General features: G+C 60.4%; 16 protein-coding genes and 3 pseudogenes. 10 read left to right on the top strand and 9 right to left on the bottom strand.

Features of this window, described 5'->3' with window-relative positions:
• The first annotated feature begins 26 nt into the window (after positions 1 to 26).
• Together N554_RS0125880 and sugE are read left to right on the top strand one after the other, a co-directional pair.
• Complete coding sequence (locus N554_RS0125880) at positions 27 to 329, top strand: hypothetical protein (RefSeq protein WP_371259521.1); 303 nt, start codon at positions 27 to 29, stop codon at positions 327 to 329.
• 290 nt (positions 330 to 619) lie between these two features.
• On the top strand, positions 620 to 934 hold the full coding sequence (sugE, locus tag N554_RS0125885) for a quaternary ammonium compound efflux SMR transporter SugE (RefSeq protein WP_029586152.1): 315 nt from the start codon (positions 620 to 622) through the stop codon (positions 932 to 934).
• A 38-nt stretch (positions 935 to 972) separates the two neighbouring features.
• Here sugE and N554_RS0125890 read toward each other — a convergent pair whose 3' ends face one another.
• From N554_RS0125890 to N554_RS43160, 7 genes and pseudogenes are all read right to left on the bottom strand, one after another.
• A complete protein-coding gene (locus N554_RS0125890; RefSeq protein WP_036054125.1) occupies positions 973 to 2,103 on the bottom strand; it encodes an amidinotransferase in 1,131 nt (376 codons plus the stop codon).
• Positions 2,104 to 2,235: 132 nt separating this feature from the next.
• The gene (locus tag N554_RS0125895) at positions 2,236 to 3,081 is read right to left on the bottom strand and encodes a hypothetical protein (protein ID WP_029586154.1); all 846 of its coding nucleotides are present in this window, start codon (positions 3,079 to 3,081) and stop codon (positions 2,236 to 2,238) included.
• Between the two features lie 308 nt (positions 3,082 to 3,389).
• Positions 3,390 to 3,749, bottom strand: a complete 360-nt coding sequence (locus N554_RS0125900; protein ID WP_029586155.1) for a carboxymuconolactone decarboxylase family protein — start codon at positions 3,747 to 3,749, stop codon at positions 3,390 to 3,392.
• 193 nt (positions 3,750 to 3,942) lie between these two features.
• A complete protein-coding gene (locus N554_RS40320) occupies positions 3,943 to 4,122 on the bottom strand; it encodes a hypothetical protein (protein WP_156042109.1) in 180 nt (59 codons plus the stop codon).
• Positions 4,119 to 5,600 carry a catalase gene (locus tag N554_RS0125905; protein ID WP_371259522.1) on the bottom strand — a complete coding sequence of 494 codons (1,482 nt, stop codon included), beginning with the start codon at positions 5,598 to 5,600 and terminating at the stop codon, positions 4,119 to 4,121. Before N554_RS0125905 ends, N554_RS40320 begins: the two co-directional genes overlap by 4 nt.
• Positions 5,601 to 5,710: 110 nt before the next feature.
• Positions 5,711 to 6,370, bottom strand: coding sequence for an HD domain-containing protein (locus N554_RS0125910; protein ID WP_029586157.1), 660 nt, complete (start codon positions 6,368 to 6,370; stop codon positions 5,711 to 5,713).
• Between the two features lie 158 nt (positions 6,371 to 6,528).
• Positions 6,529 to 6,612 (bottom strand): annotated as a pseudogene (locus N554_RS43160) (RNA polymerase factor sigma-32); the annotation flags it as partial.
• Between the two features lie 361 nt (positions 6,613 to 6,973).
• Here N554_RS43160 and N554_RS0125925 point away from each other — a divergent pair.
• Positions 6,974 to 8,473: a L,D-transpeptidase family protein gene (locus tag N554_RS0125925; protein ID WP_197033750.1), complete on the top strand. Its 1,500-nt coding sequence runs from the start codon at positions 6,974 to 6,976 to the stop codon at positions 8,471 to 8,473.
• A 131-nt stretch (positions 8,474 to 8,604) separates the two neighbouring features.
• Here the strand turns inward: N554_RS0125925 and N554_RS0125930 are convergent, their stop codons facing one another.
• Positions 8,605 to 9,426, bottom strand: a complete 822-nt coding sequence (locus N554_RS0125930; RefSeq protein WP_029586161.1) for a lytic murein transglycosylase — start codon at positions 9,424 to 9,426, stop codon at positions 8,605 to 8,607.
• Positions 9,427 to 10,075: 649 nt separating this feature from the next.
• Here N554_RS0125930 and N554_RS0125935 point away from each other — a divergent pair.
• From N554_RS0125935 to N554_RS0125950, 4 genes are read left to right on the top strand one after another with little or no spacing between them, the layout of a single operon-like run.
• Positions 10,076 to 10,717 carry a PepSY-associated TM helix domain-containing protein gene (locus N554_RS0125935; RefSeq protein ID WP_051677727.1) on the top strand — a complete coding sequence of 214 codons (642 nt, stop codon included), beginning with the start codon at positions 10,076 to 10,078 and terminating at the stop codon, positions 10,715 to 10,717.
• A gap of 10 nt (positions 10,718 to 10,727) precedes the next feature.
• Complete coding sequence (locus N554_RS0125940; RefSeq protein ID WP_029586163.1) at positions 10,728 to 11,240, top strand: DUF2271 domain-containing protein; 513 nt, start codon at positions 10,728 to 10,730, stop codon at positions 11,238 to 11,240.
• Positions 11,241 to 11,265: 25 nt separating this feature from the next.
• Positions 11,266 to 12,087, top strand: a complete 822-nt coding sequence (locus N554_RS0125945; protein WP_029586164.1) for a DUF4198 domain-containing protein — start codon at positions 11,266 to 11,268, stop codon at positions 12,085 to 12,087.
• Between the two features lie 11 nt (positions 12,088 to 12,098).
• On the top strand, positions 12,099 to 13,118 hold the full coding sequence (locus tag N554_RS0125950; protein WP_029586165.1) for an FAD:protein FMN transferase: 1,020 nt from the start codon (positions 12,099 to 12,101) through the stop codon (positions 13,116 to 13,118).
• A 13-nt stretch (positions 13,119 to 13,131) separates the two neighbouring features.
• Here N554_RS0125950 and N554_RS36435 read toward each other — a convergent pair.
• A pseudogene (locus N554_RS36435) lies at positions 13,132 to 13,553 on the bottom strand (transposase).
• A gap of 1,039 nt (positions 13,554 to 14,592) precedes the next feature.
• Here N554_RS36435 and N554_RS0125965 point away from each other — a divergent pair.
• From N554_RS0125965 to N554_RS42305, 3 genes and pseudogenes are all read left to right on the top strand, one after another.
• Positions 14,593 to 14,895 (top strand): DUF3551 domain-containing protein, encoded by a 303-nt coding sequence (locus tag N554_RS0125965; protein ID WP_029586167.1) that lies wholly within the window; start codon positions 14,593 to 14,595, stop codon positions 14,893 to 14,895.
• Between the two features lie 49 nt (positions 14,896 to 14,944).
• Positions 14,945 to 15,208 (top strand): hypothetical protein, encoded by a 264-nt coding sequence (locus N554_RS40325; RefSeq protein WP_156042110.1) that lies wholly within the window; start codon positions 14,945 to 14,947, stop codon positions 15,206 to 15,208.
• Between the two features lie 137 nt (positions 15,209 to 15,345).
• Positions 15,346 to 15,522, top strand: a pseudogene (locus tag N554_RS42305) (IS110 family transposase); the annotation flags it as partial.

Below are 15,522 nucleotides of genomic sequence, written 5' to 3' on the forward strand. Positions count from 1 at the left end.
TCGAAAACAAAGTCGAGGCGACTACCATGGGCGGCTGCTACATGATTCCTGAAAGCGATAGCAACATTGCTTGGCACAGGGTTCAGCTCAAGAAGAACCGTGACGCCGTGAAGGCGTTGGAAACTGCTCGGTTTGCGGTTGGCGAGATCGCCGGTTCGACCGGCCAAACGAAAAAAACCATAGCCAACCTGGAGCGAAAGATTGCGGAATCTCTGCGATGCATCGCTGCCCATGAGAGGCGAACCAAGCGGCCTCTCGCAACGGACCTGCAAAGTCTCGCCAGCGTGAGCTGGAGCAGTTGGAACACCCGCGGCGTTGACCGGCGCTGACAGGCACCGCGAGGTTTGTCGGGCGGGGCCGCCCGCATTGCGGCTCCGCGATGGTTCTCGACCTCCAGCTGGGCGGCAAACGTCCCCGCACGCTCCGTGTCTGTTTGCGCGTCACCTGATCCTTTGACTCAGACGCGCTGCAATGAAATTCACTCTGAGCCGACTTTCGGCGGCAATGAGGCGGCGTCATTTTGTGGCGAGTTGGGTTTTCGTCGTGCAATCTTTGCTCGGTGTTTCAAACTCGGATATGACCCGGGTCAGAACTTGGTTTTCTATTCTGAGGATCTCCCATGGCTTGGTTCTTCCTGCTCGTTGCTGGCCTGTTCGAAATCGCCTGGGCGATCGGCCTCAAATACACCGAAGGATTCTCGCGGCCGTTACCCACGATCGGTACAGTCGCGGCCATGGTGGCCAGTCTTGGATGCCTCGGCCTGGCCCTCAAATCGCTGCCGGTGGGTACGGCCTATGCGGTGTGGACCGGCATTGGCGCGGTCGGCACTGCGGCTCTTGGTATCTATCTTTTCCATGAGCCCGCGACATTGCTTAGGCTTGCCTGTATCGGGCTCATTCTCACGGGCATCATCGGACTGAAAATCACCTCCTAGGCGTGCGGCGCGATGTGGATCTCGCGGAAGCTCCGCGCTCAAAAATAGCTTTCCAACGTGCCGCGCCGCCGGATGTCGAGCGTGGCGCAATGGAAGGCGCCGCCAAATGCGGCGTAGTGCAAGAACTCGCATGGAATCGGCTCGAATCCCCATTTCTCCATCGCACGGATTGTTGCCGTATGATGCGGATCAACGATGACGCGTTTCTCGTCAACTGTCAGCACGTTCATGTTGAGCCATTTCCCGCACAGGGAAGTGAGCTTCAGCATACGATCGGCGATCGGGTCGGGCTCCGGGGCCACAAGGATGTCCCATTTTTTCAAGATGGCCGGGAGACGGTCGACATCTATGTATTCGGGATTGATCAGAAGCTTGCCGGGCCCAAGCGGCAATATGGTGGTATCGATGTGCATCGGATTGGGACAGCGGCTTTCGATCTCATGGATGCGATAACCGTCCCCGAGATGGCGACGCAGCCATTCAATGCCGGACGCATTGGTTACGTTGCTGCGGGTCACGAACAGGTCGCGCCCGCAGCGAAAGAAATCGGCGGCGTCGAAGACCGGTTCGAATTCCGTGAGGATATATGAGATCGGCTCGCCTTTTTCGGGTACACGAAACTCTGCATCGAACAACTCCTTCGTCAGTTGCGGCCTGGGCGCGGCGGTCCAGCGCGCGCCCCGTCGAAAATAGTCCTTCAGGATCGGACGATAGGAGTGCGTCTCGAAGTAGCGGCACGGCCAAGCCATCGGCGTTTCGATGATCTCGTCGCCGATCACGAGCATGCTGTCGCGCGGACAGGAATTGCAGAACCCGTGGGAAGACCATTCCGGCGTGCTGAAGCGCTTCTTGTGATCGACCGGTTCCGGCCGCGTTACCACGATGCCCAGCGACTGCAACAGCGCAACAAAGCCATCAAGCTCGCGCTGCGCCGGTTCGATCATGCTCTTTGGATAGCGGAAGCCTGCGACCAGCGACTGCACTCGCGCAGCCATGCCCGGAATGTTGCAGGTGACAACCGGATCACCGGACGGGATTGTCGCGCCCTCGAGCCTTCCGACGATCACTTCCTCCAGCGGGTCCCACTCGTTGTGCGAGTTCACTGGAGAAATTTGCTCCGCTGGAGCGGCGTCCGGGCTGATGTCCGGGCCGATAGTGCGCGCGATCATGTCCATTGCATGCGGCCTTTGAGGGCTACAACATTCGCGCGTCCCAGAGGTTCCAACGCGGGACGCGCTCCTTGATGCGCTTGGCGGCGAACTGATCTGATTTCGACGTACTCTGTCCCGGCTGCGGGACGATCACAGCTGCGGACCTGACAGGCTCATCTCACGCTCCGCTCGGAAAACGTTGCTATAGAGATTTGCTATCCATTGGCGCCCGCTCGAGGTTACATTGAGATAGCGTATCGCCGTCTGAATTTGCGGGGCGACGTTGTTCCAGTAGAACTGCGGATACTTGTAGACGACGTCTGCCGGCGTATCGTAGCCGAGCGTTTTGTTCAGACCGATTTCCTCAAATTCGTAGAACAGCGCATTTGCCTTTCTCAGGTAGTTGGGATCACCGAGTTGACCGATAAGATCGGCAGCGCGCAGCAACAAACCCTCCTCTTCGATCAGGTCGTCGTTCGAGGATGATGCATAGGGAAAGCGCGTATACTCGATTGCTCGGGCAATTCGGCCAGCGTCAACTTCTTCGGCGTCGTCGAGGCGCTCGGAGACGAACAACTTTGAGCGGTCCACATGATAGGGTGCGAGCGCGGCATCGGACGACCCTCGCGGTAGACGAATCGTACGACCGCTGAGATCTGCGACATAGCAGTCGTTGCCATCTCCTTGCACAATTCCGCGAACATATCCGATGTCATGGGCGAGGCACGCCAAAATGAAATTCGCATAATCGCCTGCGGTGGTTGGCCGCAACATCTGTCGTCCCATCAGGATGTGGTGCCCGGCGAGGGTAACGAGCATTGAGTGCTCAATGTTGTGATATAGCGCGTCGCTGTTGCCAATGCATTCCAATGTCAGTCTGGCTGCGAAAGGAAGAACTTCAGCCAAGTGGGCATGTGAAGAACCAAACCGACTCTTGGTTTCTGAAGTCAGGAACGTTCCCAAAGCTTGCGCTACCAGTTCCGGAATTGTGATCATCTGAACACCCCTCTCAGCTTGTGCGCGGTGGTGTGGCGAAAAATTCCTTCGCCGGGATTCCGATGAGTTCAAACAAGATAGCACGGCAATGGTCGGTCGTAGGTGCCGACCGTGCCGAAATTCGTCCCTCGTGATGTCCCGGGGGACATCAATGCTATCCCAACATCCGCGCCTCTTACAGAGGCCACAATGGAAGGTCGTGCCACGTTTGGGACATCCGGCGATGTCCGTTCCTCGGCGGGTGCCGACCCGATCCGAATGAGCGATCCAGGAAGGCGCCAGACGAAGATAGCAGTTATGAGTTCTCCTCAGGCGTCGGGATTGATTTCGGCGGCGGCGTCGAATGCGTCGAGCGCGCGGGTGGAATAGACGACGGCCGCGCCGGCATTGACGGCGACCGCCACACCCAGCACTTCGGCGATCTCTTCCTTGGTCGCGCCCCGTTCCCGCGCCGCCGCGGTATGCACCGTGATGCAGCCGTCGCAGCGCAGGGTGATGGCGACCGCAAGCGCTATGAGTTCGCGGGTCTTTTCATCGAGGTGACCGGCCTTCTGGCCGGCCCGGTTCAGGGTGGTATAGCCCTTGACGATCTCGGGGTTGAGCTTGCCGAAGCCGCCGACCCCGGCGACAAGCTGCTGCCGATATGTATTCCAATCCAGCATGTGCATGACACTCTCCTCGTTGATGCGATGTGAAACGCGGAACCAATGGTGGATTGCCTGTGTTCAGCGTGCCCGCGTTGCGCGCCGGCCGACGCCGGAATGGTTTGGCATCGGCGTCCCAGGCCGCGCCGGACGCGCGCGGCCCGTTAGTCCCTCCACGTCGATCTGCGTGCAGAAACTGATGCGATGGAAGTGTGGGTCACTTGTCGGTGAGCACGGCAGCCTTGGGTCTGACGCCGTGCCGGGCGCATCTCGCGGAGGAGATCGCCCGGCTGTCGATACGATGGTCCCAATGCGCGGCGACACCTTCGACCTGCAGCGGTGGCTCGTTAAGCTGCGGCTGGTCGGCTCCTTGCGCCCCGGCTGTTGGCTGCCTCAATCGACCGACGCCGGCTGTTTGAGCCCGAGGGCCTTCGCCACCCCGGCGCCGTATGCCGGGTCCGCGCGCATGCAATTGGCGACGTGCCGCTGCTTGATGTGCAGGCTCGCGTCGCCCATCGCCCGCGCGGTGTTCTCGAAGAGCACCTGCTGCTGCGCCGGCGTCATCTTCCGGAACAGGTTTCCCGGCTGTTCCCAATGATCGTCATCGACGCGGTGGTCCCAGTGCGCTGCGTCGCCTTCGAGCGCGAGCGGCAGCTCGGCGAAATCCGGCTGGTTGTCCCAGAGTCCCGCGCTGTTGGGGTTATAGGTGAGCGTTCCGCCCAGGTTGCCGTCGGTCCGCATCTTGCCGTCGCGATGGTAGCTCTCGAACGGGCATTTGGGGGCGTTGACCGGGATATGGTTGAAGTTGATGCCGAGCCGGTAACGCTGTGTGTCGCCATAGGAGAACAGCCGCCCCTGCAACATTTTGTCGGGAGAAAAGCCGATGCCGGGCACGATGTTGGCGGGCGAGAAGGCGGCCTGCTCGACTTCCGCGAAATAATTTTCCGGGTAACGGTTGAGCTCCATCACGCCGACCTCGATCAGCGGATACTCCGCCTTCGGCCAGACCTTGGTCAGGTCGAAGGGATTGTGCTTATGGGTCTTCGCCTGAGCCTCGGTCATCACCTGAATGAACAGCGTCCAGCGCGGGAAGTCGCCGCTATCGATCGCGTTGAGCAGGTCGCGGCCGTTGCTTTCGCGATCCTTGGCGACGACGGCCTCGGCCTCCGCGTCGGTGAGGTTCGCGATTCCCTGCTGGGTGCGGAAGTGGAACTTGACCCAGACGCGCTCATTGGCGGCACTGATCATCGAAAAGGTGTGGCTGCCGAACAGGTGCATGTTGCGGAAGCTCTTTGGGATGCCACGGTCGGACATGACAATGGTGACCTGGTGGAGCGCCTCCGGCAGCAGCGACCAGAAGTCCCAGTTGTTGTCCGCGCTGCGCAGCCCGGTGCGCGGGTCGCGCTTGATCGCATGGTTCAGGTCCGAGAACCGCAGCGGATCGCGGAAGAAGAACACCGGCGTGTTATTGCCGACGATGTCCCAGTTGCCCTCCTCGGTATAGAATTTGAGGGCGGTGCCGCGGATATCGCGTTCCGCATCGGCAGCGCCGCGCTCGCCGGCGACGGTCGAGAAGCGGGCGAACATCGGCGTCTGCTTGCCGATCTTGGAAAAAATCTTGGCCTTGGTGTAGCGAGTGATGTCGTGCGTCACCGTGAAGGTGCCGTAGGCGCCCCAGCCCTTGGCGTGCATGCGCCGCTCCGGGATCACCTCCCGGTCGAAATGCGCCATCTTCTCGATCAGCCAGATATCCTGCAGCAGCGCCGGGCCGCGCCGACCGGCGGTCATGATGTTGGTGTTGTCGGCGACCGGCGAGCCGGTGGCATTGGTAAATCGCTTCGTTTTGGACATGGTGGGCTCCTGAGTTTTGGACATGATGGGCTCCTGAATGTTGCGAGACCTCGCACGTGGCCGCCGGCCGGTCCTCTCACCGATGCTTGCGAAAGCTCAGCGCTTGATTTTTCGATTGGAGGAGGCGGAAAGGTTCACCCTCGCCAGGCGGAAGCGCGGATCACGCTGCAGAAATTGCCGCGCTTGAAGGACGGATCCTTATCCGCGAGCACGTCGGCGTTGACGTTGCCGAAGGTCGTCTCCGGCTTGTGCTTGTTGCCGTCGTAGAAGGCCTGGATGATGTCTTCCTTGAAACGCGCGCTACGCGGATGTACGTGCACCACCGCCTCGCGCTCCGCGTCGCTATATTGGGAATAAGCGATCCCAAGCACATCCATTTCGACGCCCGCCGTCACTAGAGCTACGACCGGGTGCATGTGCTGGGGGATGCCCGGCGTCGTGTGCAAGGCGATCGCGGTCCAGACCGTTTCAACGTCTTGTTGATGGACTCCGTGGCTTCGCAGGAAATCGCGGGCGGTATTTGCGCTGTCAACCTCGAAGCGTTCCTGCGTTGTGCTGTGCTCATGCGTCAAGCCCATGTCGTGGAACATCGCGCCTGCATAAAGCAGTTCGGGATCGAATCTCAGTCCGCGACGCTTGCCTGCCAGGGCGCCCCAGTAATAGACGCGGCTCGAATGGTCAAACAGCAGCGGTGATTCGGTATCCCGCACCAGTTCCGTTATTTCACGCGCGAGCTTGCTGTCAGGAATTCTGATTCCCGCAAGATCGATGTTGGTTTTAAGATCGATATTCATTTCACGTCTCCTGCTGATTGATTTTGAGAAAAGATCGCCAGCGTCGTTCTTTTTCAACCGACATCCGCCAGATGCGGGCCTTGCAAACACTGAGGATTGTGATTGATCGAACAAGGCGCCGCTTGCCGAGGCTTGCTGCCCTTGCGCCATTCTTGCCGTTTGACAGGGAGACGCAGATGGCTTGTGACAAGCTGGTCCGCTGCATCGCGATCACCGTGCTCGCGCCAGCGTTTAGCGAGCATGTATTCCTGGTTTCTTTCGGGGCATATCTGATTCCGACCAACGGGGTTGTAGCGGTTGCACTCAATCTTTTTGGCCGGGATCGCAGACATTTAGCCGCCTGCAATCGGCCCTTCTAGATTGCAGGGTACCTAGATGATTGAGATTGAGGCCCAAATCATACGTAGGTTCGAGCCCGACATCGAAAGGGATCGGAGCGCCATACGGAGGTTTGGGGTGTTTGCCTTTCGCGTCGGCGCCCGGACCGATCCATACACATTCGAAAGTTCCAACTTGGCAGGTTCGACCGAATGGCGTTATGAATCTGCTGAGTGCAAGCTGGCGTAGCCCCGACCAGATCGGACGCGCATGACGTGCCGTTTTGTGAATCCGAAGCGCAAGCAGAAGCGGTTGCGGGCCGCGCATCTTGCCATTGCGGGTATGGCCGCGCTGATCGCGGCGGGAGATCATGCGAGCGCCAGAACCGGTCGGAGCGAACGCTCGGTCGAGTCCATCGTGTCGCGCACCGCCGGCGAGCCGGTCATGGCCATCGTTTCGCTCCGCAACCAGCGGATCACCGTCTACGACGCCCAGGGGTGGATCCTGCGGGCGCCGGTGTCGAGCGGCCAGAAGGGACGGGAGACGCCCGCCGGGATCTTCAGCATCATCCAAAAAGTAGAGGAGCACTACTCGAACCTGTATGACGATGCCTTCATGCCCCACATGCAACGCATCACCTGGTCGGGCATTGCGCTCCACGGCGGCCCCCTGCCGGGGTATCCGGCGTCCCATGGCTGCGTCCGGATGCCTTTCGACTTCGCAGCACGCCTGTTCGACGTGACCCGGATGGGCTTGCGGGTGATCGTGGCGCCAGGCGATGTGGCGCCCGTTGAGGTCGCCGCTCCGGCTCTATTCCAGTCGAAGCCCGGTGCCGGCGCCTTGGCCGCCGCCCGCATCGCAGAGGCGGATGAGGCAGCCCGAAAGGCGGCTCAGGCGAGACTCGCCGCCGGGACGGCGTTCCGGGAGGCGACGCGGGCAACGGTGCCGGTGCGCGTGGCGGAAAATCTGAAGCTCAGAGCCGAGACGCAACTGGCGGCCGCCGAGACTACGCTCGGCTCGGCTGCCTCGGCCGAGGCAAAGGAACAGGCTGAGGACGCCAAGGCGAAGGCAGTCGCCCGGATCGCCGAGTTGCAGGCGCAATGGGACGCCGCCAAGGCGGAGCTGCAACCGAAGCTCGATGCCGTCACGCCGGCGCGTGAAGCCGCCGCCGTCGCAGAGACTGTGCGGGCCGAGGCAGCCGAGGCGGCGCGCCAGATGGCGCGCGAGCTCGAGCCGGTATCGGTGTTAATCAGCCGCAAGACCCAGCGGCTTTATGTCCGGCAAGCCTTTGAGCCCATCTTTGACAGTCCGGTCACGATCCTGGATGCCGATCGTCCGATCGGCACGCATGTCTTCACCGCTATGGAGCGGTCCAGCGGCGACACCGACATGCGATGGAGCGTCGTCTCATTGGACGGCGGACGTCCGCACGGCGGCACGGTTGAGCCACATGGCCGGGCGCGCGGGGGCAGTGGTCGCGACGTTGAGCCGATGCTGACGGACCCGGATAGCGCAAAGGCCGCGCTCGATCGCATTGTCATTCCGCAGGACGCCTTGGATCGCATCGCCGGGATGGCGCCGCGATCTTCCCTGATCGTCACGGACGAGGGGGTGAGCTCGGAGACCGGCAAGGGAACGGATTTCGTGGTGCTGTTGAGCGGCGAGCCGCAAGGAGGCATCAAGACCCGACGACGCAGTCCGGGGCCCGACTTCCGTTACGCGCGGCCACCCGATCGCCTGCCTTTTTGGCGCTCGCCTTTCGGGGCTCCGTTTTCCTCCTGGTAAGTCTGTTCTTCCCGCGGCAACTCCGATCTCCGCGGCGTCGTTGAATCAGCCTCAGGACATTGGCAATCCGCCGCTCGCTTGCCCCGGTAGTTCAGACGTCAGCTTGTTCTGCTGTTTTTGATGCAATCCCTTCAGCGCCTCGCAGACATGCCTTCTCCTCCGTCAATCTGTTGGCCAATAAGCGCGATGGCCCGCTGATAGACCGGCGCAGCATTCCATGCCTGGATAGCTGCAAAATTGGCTTCGCCGGGCTGGTATCCTGCGCCCGCGCGCCAGCCATGGCCCTTGAGAAAATTTGCCGTCGAGGTCAGCGCGCCGGCTGCCGTGTCGAGACTTCCGCCGGCGCCGTAGGCCAGGATGTTCTTGGGCAGGAACTGTGTATGGCCGATCTCACCGTGCATGGAGCCGCGTGTGCCTGCCGAGAGGATCCCGCGATCGATCAGTGTCAGAGTTGCGTTGAGCTGCTCGGTGAAATAGGCCGAGCGGCGGCAGTCATAAGCGAGAGTAGCCACCGCCGACAGAGTGTTCTGATTTCCGCGCGACCTTCCAAATCCCGTCTCCATTCCCCAGATGGCCAGCAGCGGCCCCGACGGGACGCCGAAGCGTTGCTGGATCGATGCGAACAATGCCGCATTGGATTGCTTGAGTGCGCGGCCACGCGCGACGATGGCCGAACCGCCGCGTCTGGCGAGAAACTGATCGAGCGACAGACGCATGCTCGCTTGGTTACGGTCAGCGGCGATGGTCGCAGCCGAATAGCTAGTCGTCATGAGGGCTGCGAGGGTGGAAGCGCTGACGCCCTTTCCCCTCGCTTCATCGGCGTACTGCTTCTTCCACGCCTCGAAGCCGGCCGCCGTACTGCCGCACTGCGCGGCGCTGGCTTTGCTGGTCATCCACACAAGCGCCATCAAGACTGCGACGCTGACCGTCTTAAGCTGCGCGCCCTTAGCCATTTCGATCTCCTTTCACAGTTTGCATCAGATGAAACGCTGGTTCGCCATCCCTGCCGGGATGAGGCGTCATGGCCGGCTCTCGCGCTCTTCAAGCTCCGAGCTTTTCATGTCGGCGAGGGCTTGCCCGCAGTCCCTTGGGGCAGCCAAGACGCGGGGCAGCCAAGACGCGAGCACTAAAGTATTCCGGAAATGGGCGAGGGCAAAGCCCCAGGGCGGCGCGCTCACCGGTCGCCAAACCAAAGGTCGCACGTCCGCTAATGGGATCCTTGAAGCAGCGTATTCACGATTCGATCAGGAAATTCTTTTGGCTCATTCGTCAGCTGGGGCCGCCTTCGCGAGTGCTTCCGAAGCCGGCGACGCAAGTCAAGCGATGCGATGGATAGTTAATCGATATGCCGTACGATCTCGCTGTAGTTGCTGCCCGCCATCGTGCAGCCGCATCACTTTGGTATGCAAGTCTCGTACAATAGATGCTGTTTTTTCGCCGACTTGATGATTGCTCTTTAGAACGAACCTAAAATGCGGCCGTAGCCGCGCGCTGAAGTCGCTGTTAAGAAGCGGCATAACGGACAGCGAACATCGCTCGCAACTCTACATCGTGTGACTTATTGACGTGTGGGGGCGGCGGTCCGGAGACTGCGGACGGGTAATGATCGACGGCGAGGAGATTTGGCAACGAAAGAGACGCCGCGCGTTCTTTATTAGTCAGCTTTACCAGTGGCACTGGATCAGCTCCGGGATGTGCCTGATCGGGATGATCATTTTCGCACTTACGGGTATCACCCTAAACCACGCTGGTCAGATCGAATCCCGTCCTACGATAGTGACGCGCGACGGGCAGTTGCCGCCCGAAATCGTGGCAGTGCTGAAATCCCGTGCGGCGGTGGCAAAAGACGCTCTGCCGGAGGAAGTCGGCGCATGGCTGCGACGCGAGATGGGCGTCAATGTTTCCGGACGCGACACTGAATGGTCGGCCAAGGACATCTACGTTGCGCTGCCGCGGCCGGGCGGAGATGCCTGGCTCAACATCGAGCGGGGCAGCGGCGCGGTCTCCTATGAGATTACTGATCGTGGCTGGATCGCGTATCTCAACGACCTGCACAAGGGCCGCCATACCGGCGCGGCATGGAGTTGGTTCCTCGACGTGTTTGCCGTTGCCACCATGGTGTTCTGCCTTTCCGGGCTGCTGCTTCTGCAAATTCACTCGAAGCGACGGCCGGCGACCTGGCCGGTTGTCGGTCTCGGTTTTGTAGTTCCGGTGCTTCTGCTGGTCCTGTTTATTCACCGTTGAAAGTTGAACGATGCGCTTGTTGATCTCTACCGCTCTCACCACTCTCGTCGCTGGATCCGCCGTTGCCGGTGAGACCGTCATCGATATCGATATCCCGCGGCTCACCGTCGTCGAGTATCACAAGCCTTATGTCGCGTTCTGGCTGGAGAACGCCGATGGCAGCAAGGTCGTCAACCTCGCGGTGTGGTACGACACCAAGCTCAAGGACAACGAAGGGACCAAGTGGCTCAAGGACATGCGGCAATGGTGGCGACGCACCGGCCGCGAGCTGACAATGCCCGCCGACGGGCTGAGCAGCCCGACCCGTCCGCCGGGTCCCCATCAGCTCGCTTTCGACAGCAAATCTACACCGCTGAAAGAACTCCTGCCTGGCAACTACCAGTTGGTCATCGAAGCCGCGCGCGAGGTGGGCGGCCGCGAGCTGCTGCGTGTTCCCTTCGAGTGGCCGCCGAAGGCCCCCGTAGATCTGGAAGTCAAAGGGGAGAATGAGATTGGCGCGGTCACGCTGAAACTCACTCCGTAATTCGCCGGCCGAAAAGGACATTGCCATGAACCAAACTTCTAAAAGATATCTGAAGCTCGTGCTGGTCGTCTCCGCCGTGTCGATGCTGCCGGCCTCGGCCTATGCCCATCGCACCTGGCTCCTGCCCTCCGCGACGGTGTTATCTGGCAAGGAGCAATGGGTCACAGTAGACGCCGCCGTGTCTAATGACCTTTTCTACTTCGAGCATAACCCGCTGCAACTCGACAATCTCTCGGTCGCGGCGCCGGACGGTAGCAGCGTCGCCCCCGAGAACATGGCGAAGGGGAAGTATCGCAACACTTTCGACGTTAAGATCGGACAGCCCGGCACCTACAAGATCATGGTATTGAATCAGGGTATGTTCGCAAATTACAAGCTCGATGGCCAGACCAAGCGCTGGCGTGGCAAGCCCGAGCAGATCAAAACCGACATTCCCGCCAACGCAACGGATGTAAAGATTTCGGAGGTTCAGGGTCGGATCGAGACCTTTGTCACCTCGGGCAAGCCGACAGACAGTGTTCTTAAACCGACCGGCGTTGGTCTAGAGATGGTTCCAGTGACGCATCCGAACAACCTGATCGCCGGCGAGAAGGCTACTTTCCGGCTGCTCCTCGACGGCCAGCCGGCGGTTGGACAGTCGATCGAAATCGTTCCCGGCGGCATCCGCTACCGCGACAAGCTCAATGACATGAAGGCGACGACAAATGAGTCCGGCACGTTTTCCGTGACATGGCCAGCACCCGGCATGTACTGGATGAATTCGTCGGTCCAGGACAACAAGAGCAAGATCGAGAATGCCACGCGCCGGGCCGGATACACCACCACAATAGAGGTTCTGGCTCCATAAGGTCCGCGCGATTGTCGGTCCAAAAGCCTGCCCGCGTCGCGATTCCGCGGACGCTGCTGGTATCGCCGATCCGCCAGACAGGTGGCGAAATCCACCAACTCGCCGGCGCGGCCATGGGCACGACATGGTCGGTGAAATTCGTCGGGACTGGCACCAGCGCAAGTTCGGTGCGCGAGCCCATCGAAGCGGCGCTTCATCGTGTCATCGCGCAGATGAGCCCGTGGGAGGCCTCGTCCGACCTCAGCCGCTTTAATGCGTCTGCCGCGGCAGGCTGGCAAACACTGCCGGCCGATTTCGCCAGCGTGATCGGCTGCGCGCTGCGCATCGCCATGGAAACCGGTGGGGCCTACGATCCCACGATGGGCGCGCTGGTCGACCTCTGGGGATTTGGCGCTGCGCCACTTCAATTCCAGCCACCCGCACCGGAGGACGTCGATCATGCTCGTCTCGCCTCCGGATGGCGGCAGCTGGAATTCGATCCCAAGGGCCCCCGGCTGCGCCGCCTGAGCGCGGCCCGCCTCGACCTCAACGGAATAGCGAAAGGTTTTGCCGTCGACCTCCTCATAGCGACCTTGCGCGCACGCGGCATCCACCACGCGCTGGTAGAAATCGGAGGGGAACTGTCCGGGACCGGGGTCAAGCCCGACAGCACGCCGTGGTGGGTTACGATCGATCGGCTGGTCGCGGGTCCGCTATTGGAGGCCATGCCGCTAATAGCGTTGCATCAACTGGCCATAGCCACTTCAGGCAATGAACGAAGCTTCGCAATCGGCGGGCAACAATTTTCCCATACCATCGATCCTCGCACCGGTATTCCGATCGCCAACGGCATGATCACGGCGACAGTACTGCACGCCTCCTGCATGGAAGCGGATGCCTATGCGACGGCGTTGATGGTTATGGGGCCCGAGGCCGGTATGGCATTCGCCAAGCAGCATAAGCTCGCTGCGCTCTGCCTGTTCCGGCCCGAGAGTGGAGATAGCGGCGTCGTGGAGCGAATTTCGCCTGAGCTGGATGCGATGCTGTCCTGACTTCCACACTCAGCTAGGGCGTGGACTCATTAGCACGCAGCCAAATTCGGGTTGATGCGAGTTTGACGAATGCCAGATGGTTGGCTGCGAGTTTGTCATATCGGGTCGCGACACGTCGACATTGCTTGATCTTGTTGAAGAACCGCTCGACGAGATTGCGCGTGCGATACAGATAACGGCTGAAGCAGATCGGGGTCTTTGCGATTTCGCTTCGGCGGAATGTTTGCCCATGCCCCTTTCTGTCGGGCAAACTCCCTGATCCAATCCGCGTCGTACCCACGGTCCGCGAGCAACATCGTTTGCGGAAGCAAGGCGCTGAGGAGAGCCGAACACAGCCGATTGCCAGGGCGCTCCCGACCGCAGCATCCAAAAGATGCCATTGAGCACGCGACGGTCGTTTACACGCCGAACGCCGCGCATCTTGTTCGGCAGCATCGGCTTGATGGCGGTCCATTCGCAGTCGCTGAGTTCCTAGCGCATGATTCGCGGCTCCGGTTTCGGAGCTTGAATCACGTCCTTCGCGGAGCCGCTCATGCTCTGAATTTACTTCCGCTTTCGGCGGCATAGCGGACATGGCCGGGCTTGCTGGCGGCCCGACCCCGTCGCGAATGACCCGACTCGGACATTGGGGTCACTGGTTTTGGCCGAATTGTTTGTGCCGTGCCCCGGCCAATATGAGGTCCTTTGGATGGGCGTGGGATCGTGTAGTCTTCTTTAGAGCTGCCCTTCGAGACGGGACGTGCCGACGTCTCCGTTCGAGGCGAATGGCAGCGGGGAATGCCGTCGGCGGGCATCGCACTCTCAGTAAAACCGACAATCCTTTTGTGCCGGTCTCTCACCGAGCACTCGCCGTGCGCACCCGCGCGCCTAAGGACGGCTGTGATCTCTACCGAAGGCGACATTGCACTCGCTGGCCTTTCCAGAGGCAAAGCCTGATATACCCCTGGACTGTAGTTAGGGACCATGCCACGCGAAGATGTATGGGCTAGTGGTGACGCCTACCTTACTGCCGTTGTGAAAGCTCGGGTTCATCATCTCGCCTGCATCGAGAAGTGCCATGGGCGCAGACTTGCTTGTGACTAACAGGCTCTGCAGCAAGACTTGGTCGGTGCAGGTCAAAACATCGCACTGACCACGTTTAACCAACACGCTCCCATCGTCTAGGGGACTAGGACGCCGGGCCTTCTCGGGTCGGAGACGCGCGCGGCCTCCTTGGCCATCGCGCTGCATGTTCTCGGGCAGAGTGATGTCCTTGATCTCGACCGCTGTCACCTAGGTCCCCTAAGATGGTCGCATGACAGTCATGCTTAAACATTAAATGATGATCATACTTCAATCTGTCTCAGCGCGGCGTATTTAGAGCGTTTTCCGGGCGCCGGAGAGAATTCCTTTGCTATTTTTCGGTGCCGATGGCGCTGATATCCCCGACATCCCACGTGTCGACTTCGGAATGCAACAACACGGGGAGAACAAGATGAGACAATTTTTGAAAGTCACCGCGCCCGCCACGGCGCTCCTGGCGCTGGCTTATGTCGCGATGGCGACGCCGGCGGCGGCGGCCAAGTACGAATATTGCCGACAAGACGTCACTTCCGGAATGCGCTCGTGCAGCTTTGAGACCATGGAGCAATGCCAGGCGATGTCCTCAGGCCGTGGCGGCACTTGTTACCGCGATCCATGGCTGACCGATACCAGCAGCGCCTACGCCTATCAACCGAAGCATCCGCTTTCAAAAAGCTTGACACTTCACGCGAAGAAGCCGGTCAAGAAAAAATAAGGCCATATTGTTCGTGGCTGAACTCGCGACGCAGCGATAGCAGTCTGCCTTGCGCAGACTGCTTAGACTTCTCGGCGATGCCGGGCATGCACGTGTTAACAGCATCAGCTATTCCATCGCCCTGCCAGCGACATCAGCTTGGTTGTGCAAAAACCCGCTGGCGTGCTCCGCCCACGCCGCCAACAACCACATCAGCGCCACGCTACCCATGCAAACGATGGCGGAAATTTCGGTTGAGAAGAAACGACAATTGAAACTCGCCCCGCCGCCGGACATCACGGGGCGCGTGCGACTGTCGCAACGCGCTCTATGAGGATGCATATTTTGAATACAGCTCGGATAGAGCGTTCTACTCTTCCGTTGTTGATGCTGTGGACGGCTCCTCCACCGGCACTTGAGTGCCATGGATGTGGGCGCTGTTGAGGCTCCCACGATTCGGAGGAGCTATCCATGCTGACGGTCACGACAATCGGTCTCGACATCGCCAAGTCGGTCTTTCAGGTCCACGGAGTGGATACCGCCGGTCAGGTGGTCATCCGCCGCCAGTTGAAGCGTCGCCAGGTCCTGGCGTTCTTTGAGAAGCTGCCACCCTGCCTGATTGGCATTGAGGCCTGTGCCTCGTCTCAC

The sequence above is a fragment of the Bradyrhizobium sp. URHD0069 genome (assembly GCF_000701345.1).
Lineage (GTDB): Bacteria > Pseudomonadota > Alphaproteobacteria > Rhizobiales > Xanthobacteraceae > Bradyrhizobium.

Coding starts and splice junctions, on each gene's coding strand:
- N554_RS0125930 (WP_029586161.1), bottom strand. CDS start 9,426: ATGGCTAAGGGCGCGCAGCTTAAGACGGTCAGCGTCGCAGTCTTGATG.
- N554_RS0125890 (WP_036054125.1), bottom strand. CDS start 2,103: ATGATCGCGCGCACTATCGGCCCGGACATCAGCCCGGACGCCGCTCCA.
- N554_RS0125945 (WP_029586164.1), top strand. CDS start 11,266: ATGAACCAAACTTCTAAAAGATATCTGAAGCTCGTGCTGGTCGTCTCC.
- N554_RS0125880 (WP_371259521.1), top strand. CDS start 27: ATGGGCGGCTGCTACATGATTCCTGAAAGCGATAGCAACATTGCTTGG.
- N554_RS0125895 (WP_029586154.1), bottom strand. CDS start 3,081: ATGATCACAATTCCGGAACTGGTAGCGCAAGCTTTGGGAACGTTCCTG.
- N554_RS0125905 (WP_371259522.1), bottom strand. CDS start 5,600: ATGTCCAAAACTCAGGAGCCCACCATGTCCAAAACGAAGCGATTTACC.
- N554_RS0125900 (WP_029586155.1), bottom strand. CDS start 3,749: ATGCACATGCTGGATTGGAATACATATCGGCAGCAGCTTGTCGCCGGG.
- N554_RS0125965 (WP_029586167.1), top strand. CDS start 14,593: ATGAGACAATTTTTGAAAGTCACCGCGCCCGCCACGGCGCTCCTGGCG.
- N554_RS0125935 (WP_051677727.1), top strand. CDS start 10,076: ATGATCGACGGCGAGGAGATTTGGCAACGAAAGAGACGCCGCGCGTTC.
- sugE (WP_029586152.1), top strand. CDS start 620: ATGGCTTGGTTCTTCCTGCTCGTTGCTGGCCTGTTCGAAATCGCCTGG.
- N554_RS0125940 (WP_029586163.1), top strand. CDS start 10,728: ATGCGCTTGTTGATCTCTACCGCTCTCACCACTCTCGTCGCTGGATCC.
- N554_RS0125910 (WP_029586157.1), bottom strand. CDS start 6,370: ATGAATATCGATCTTAAAACCAACATCGATCTTGCGGGAATCAGAATT.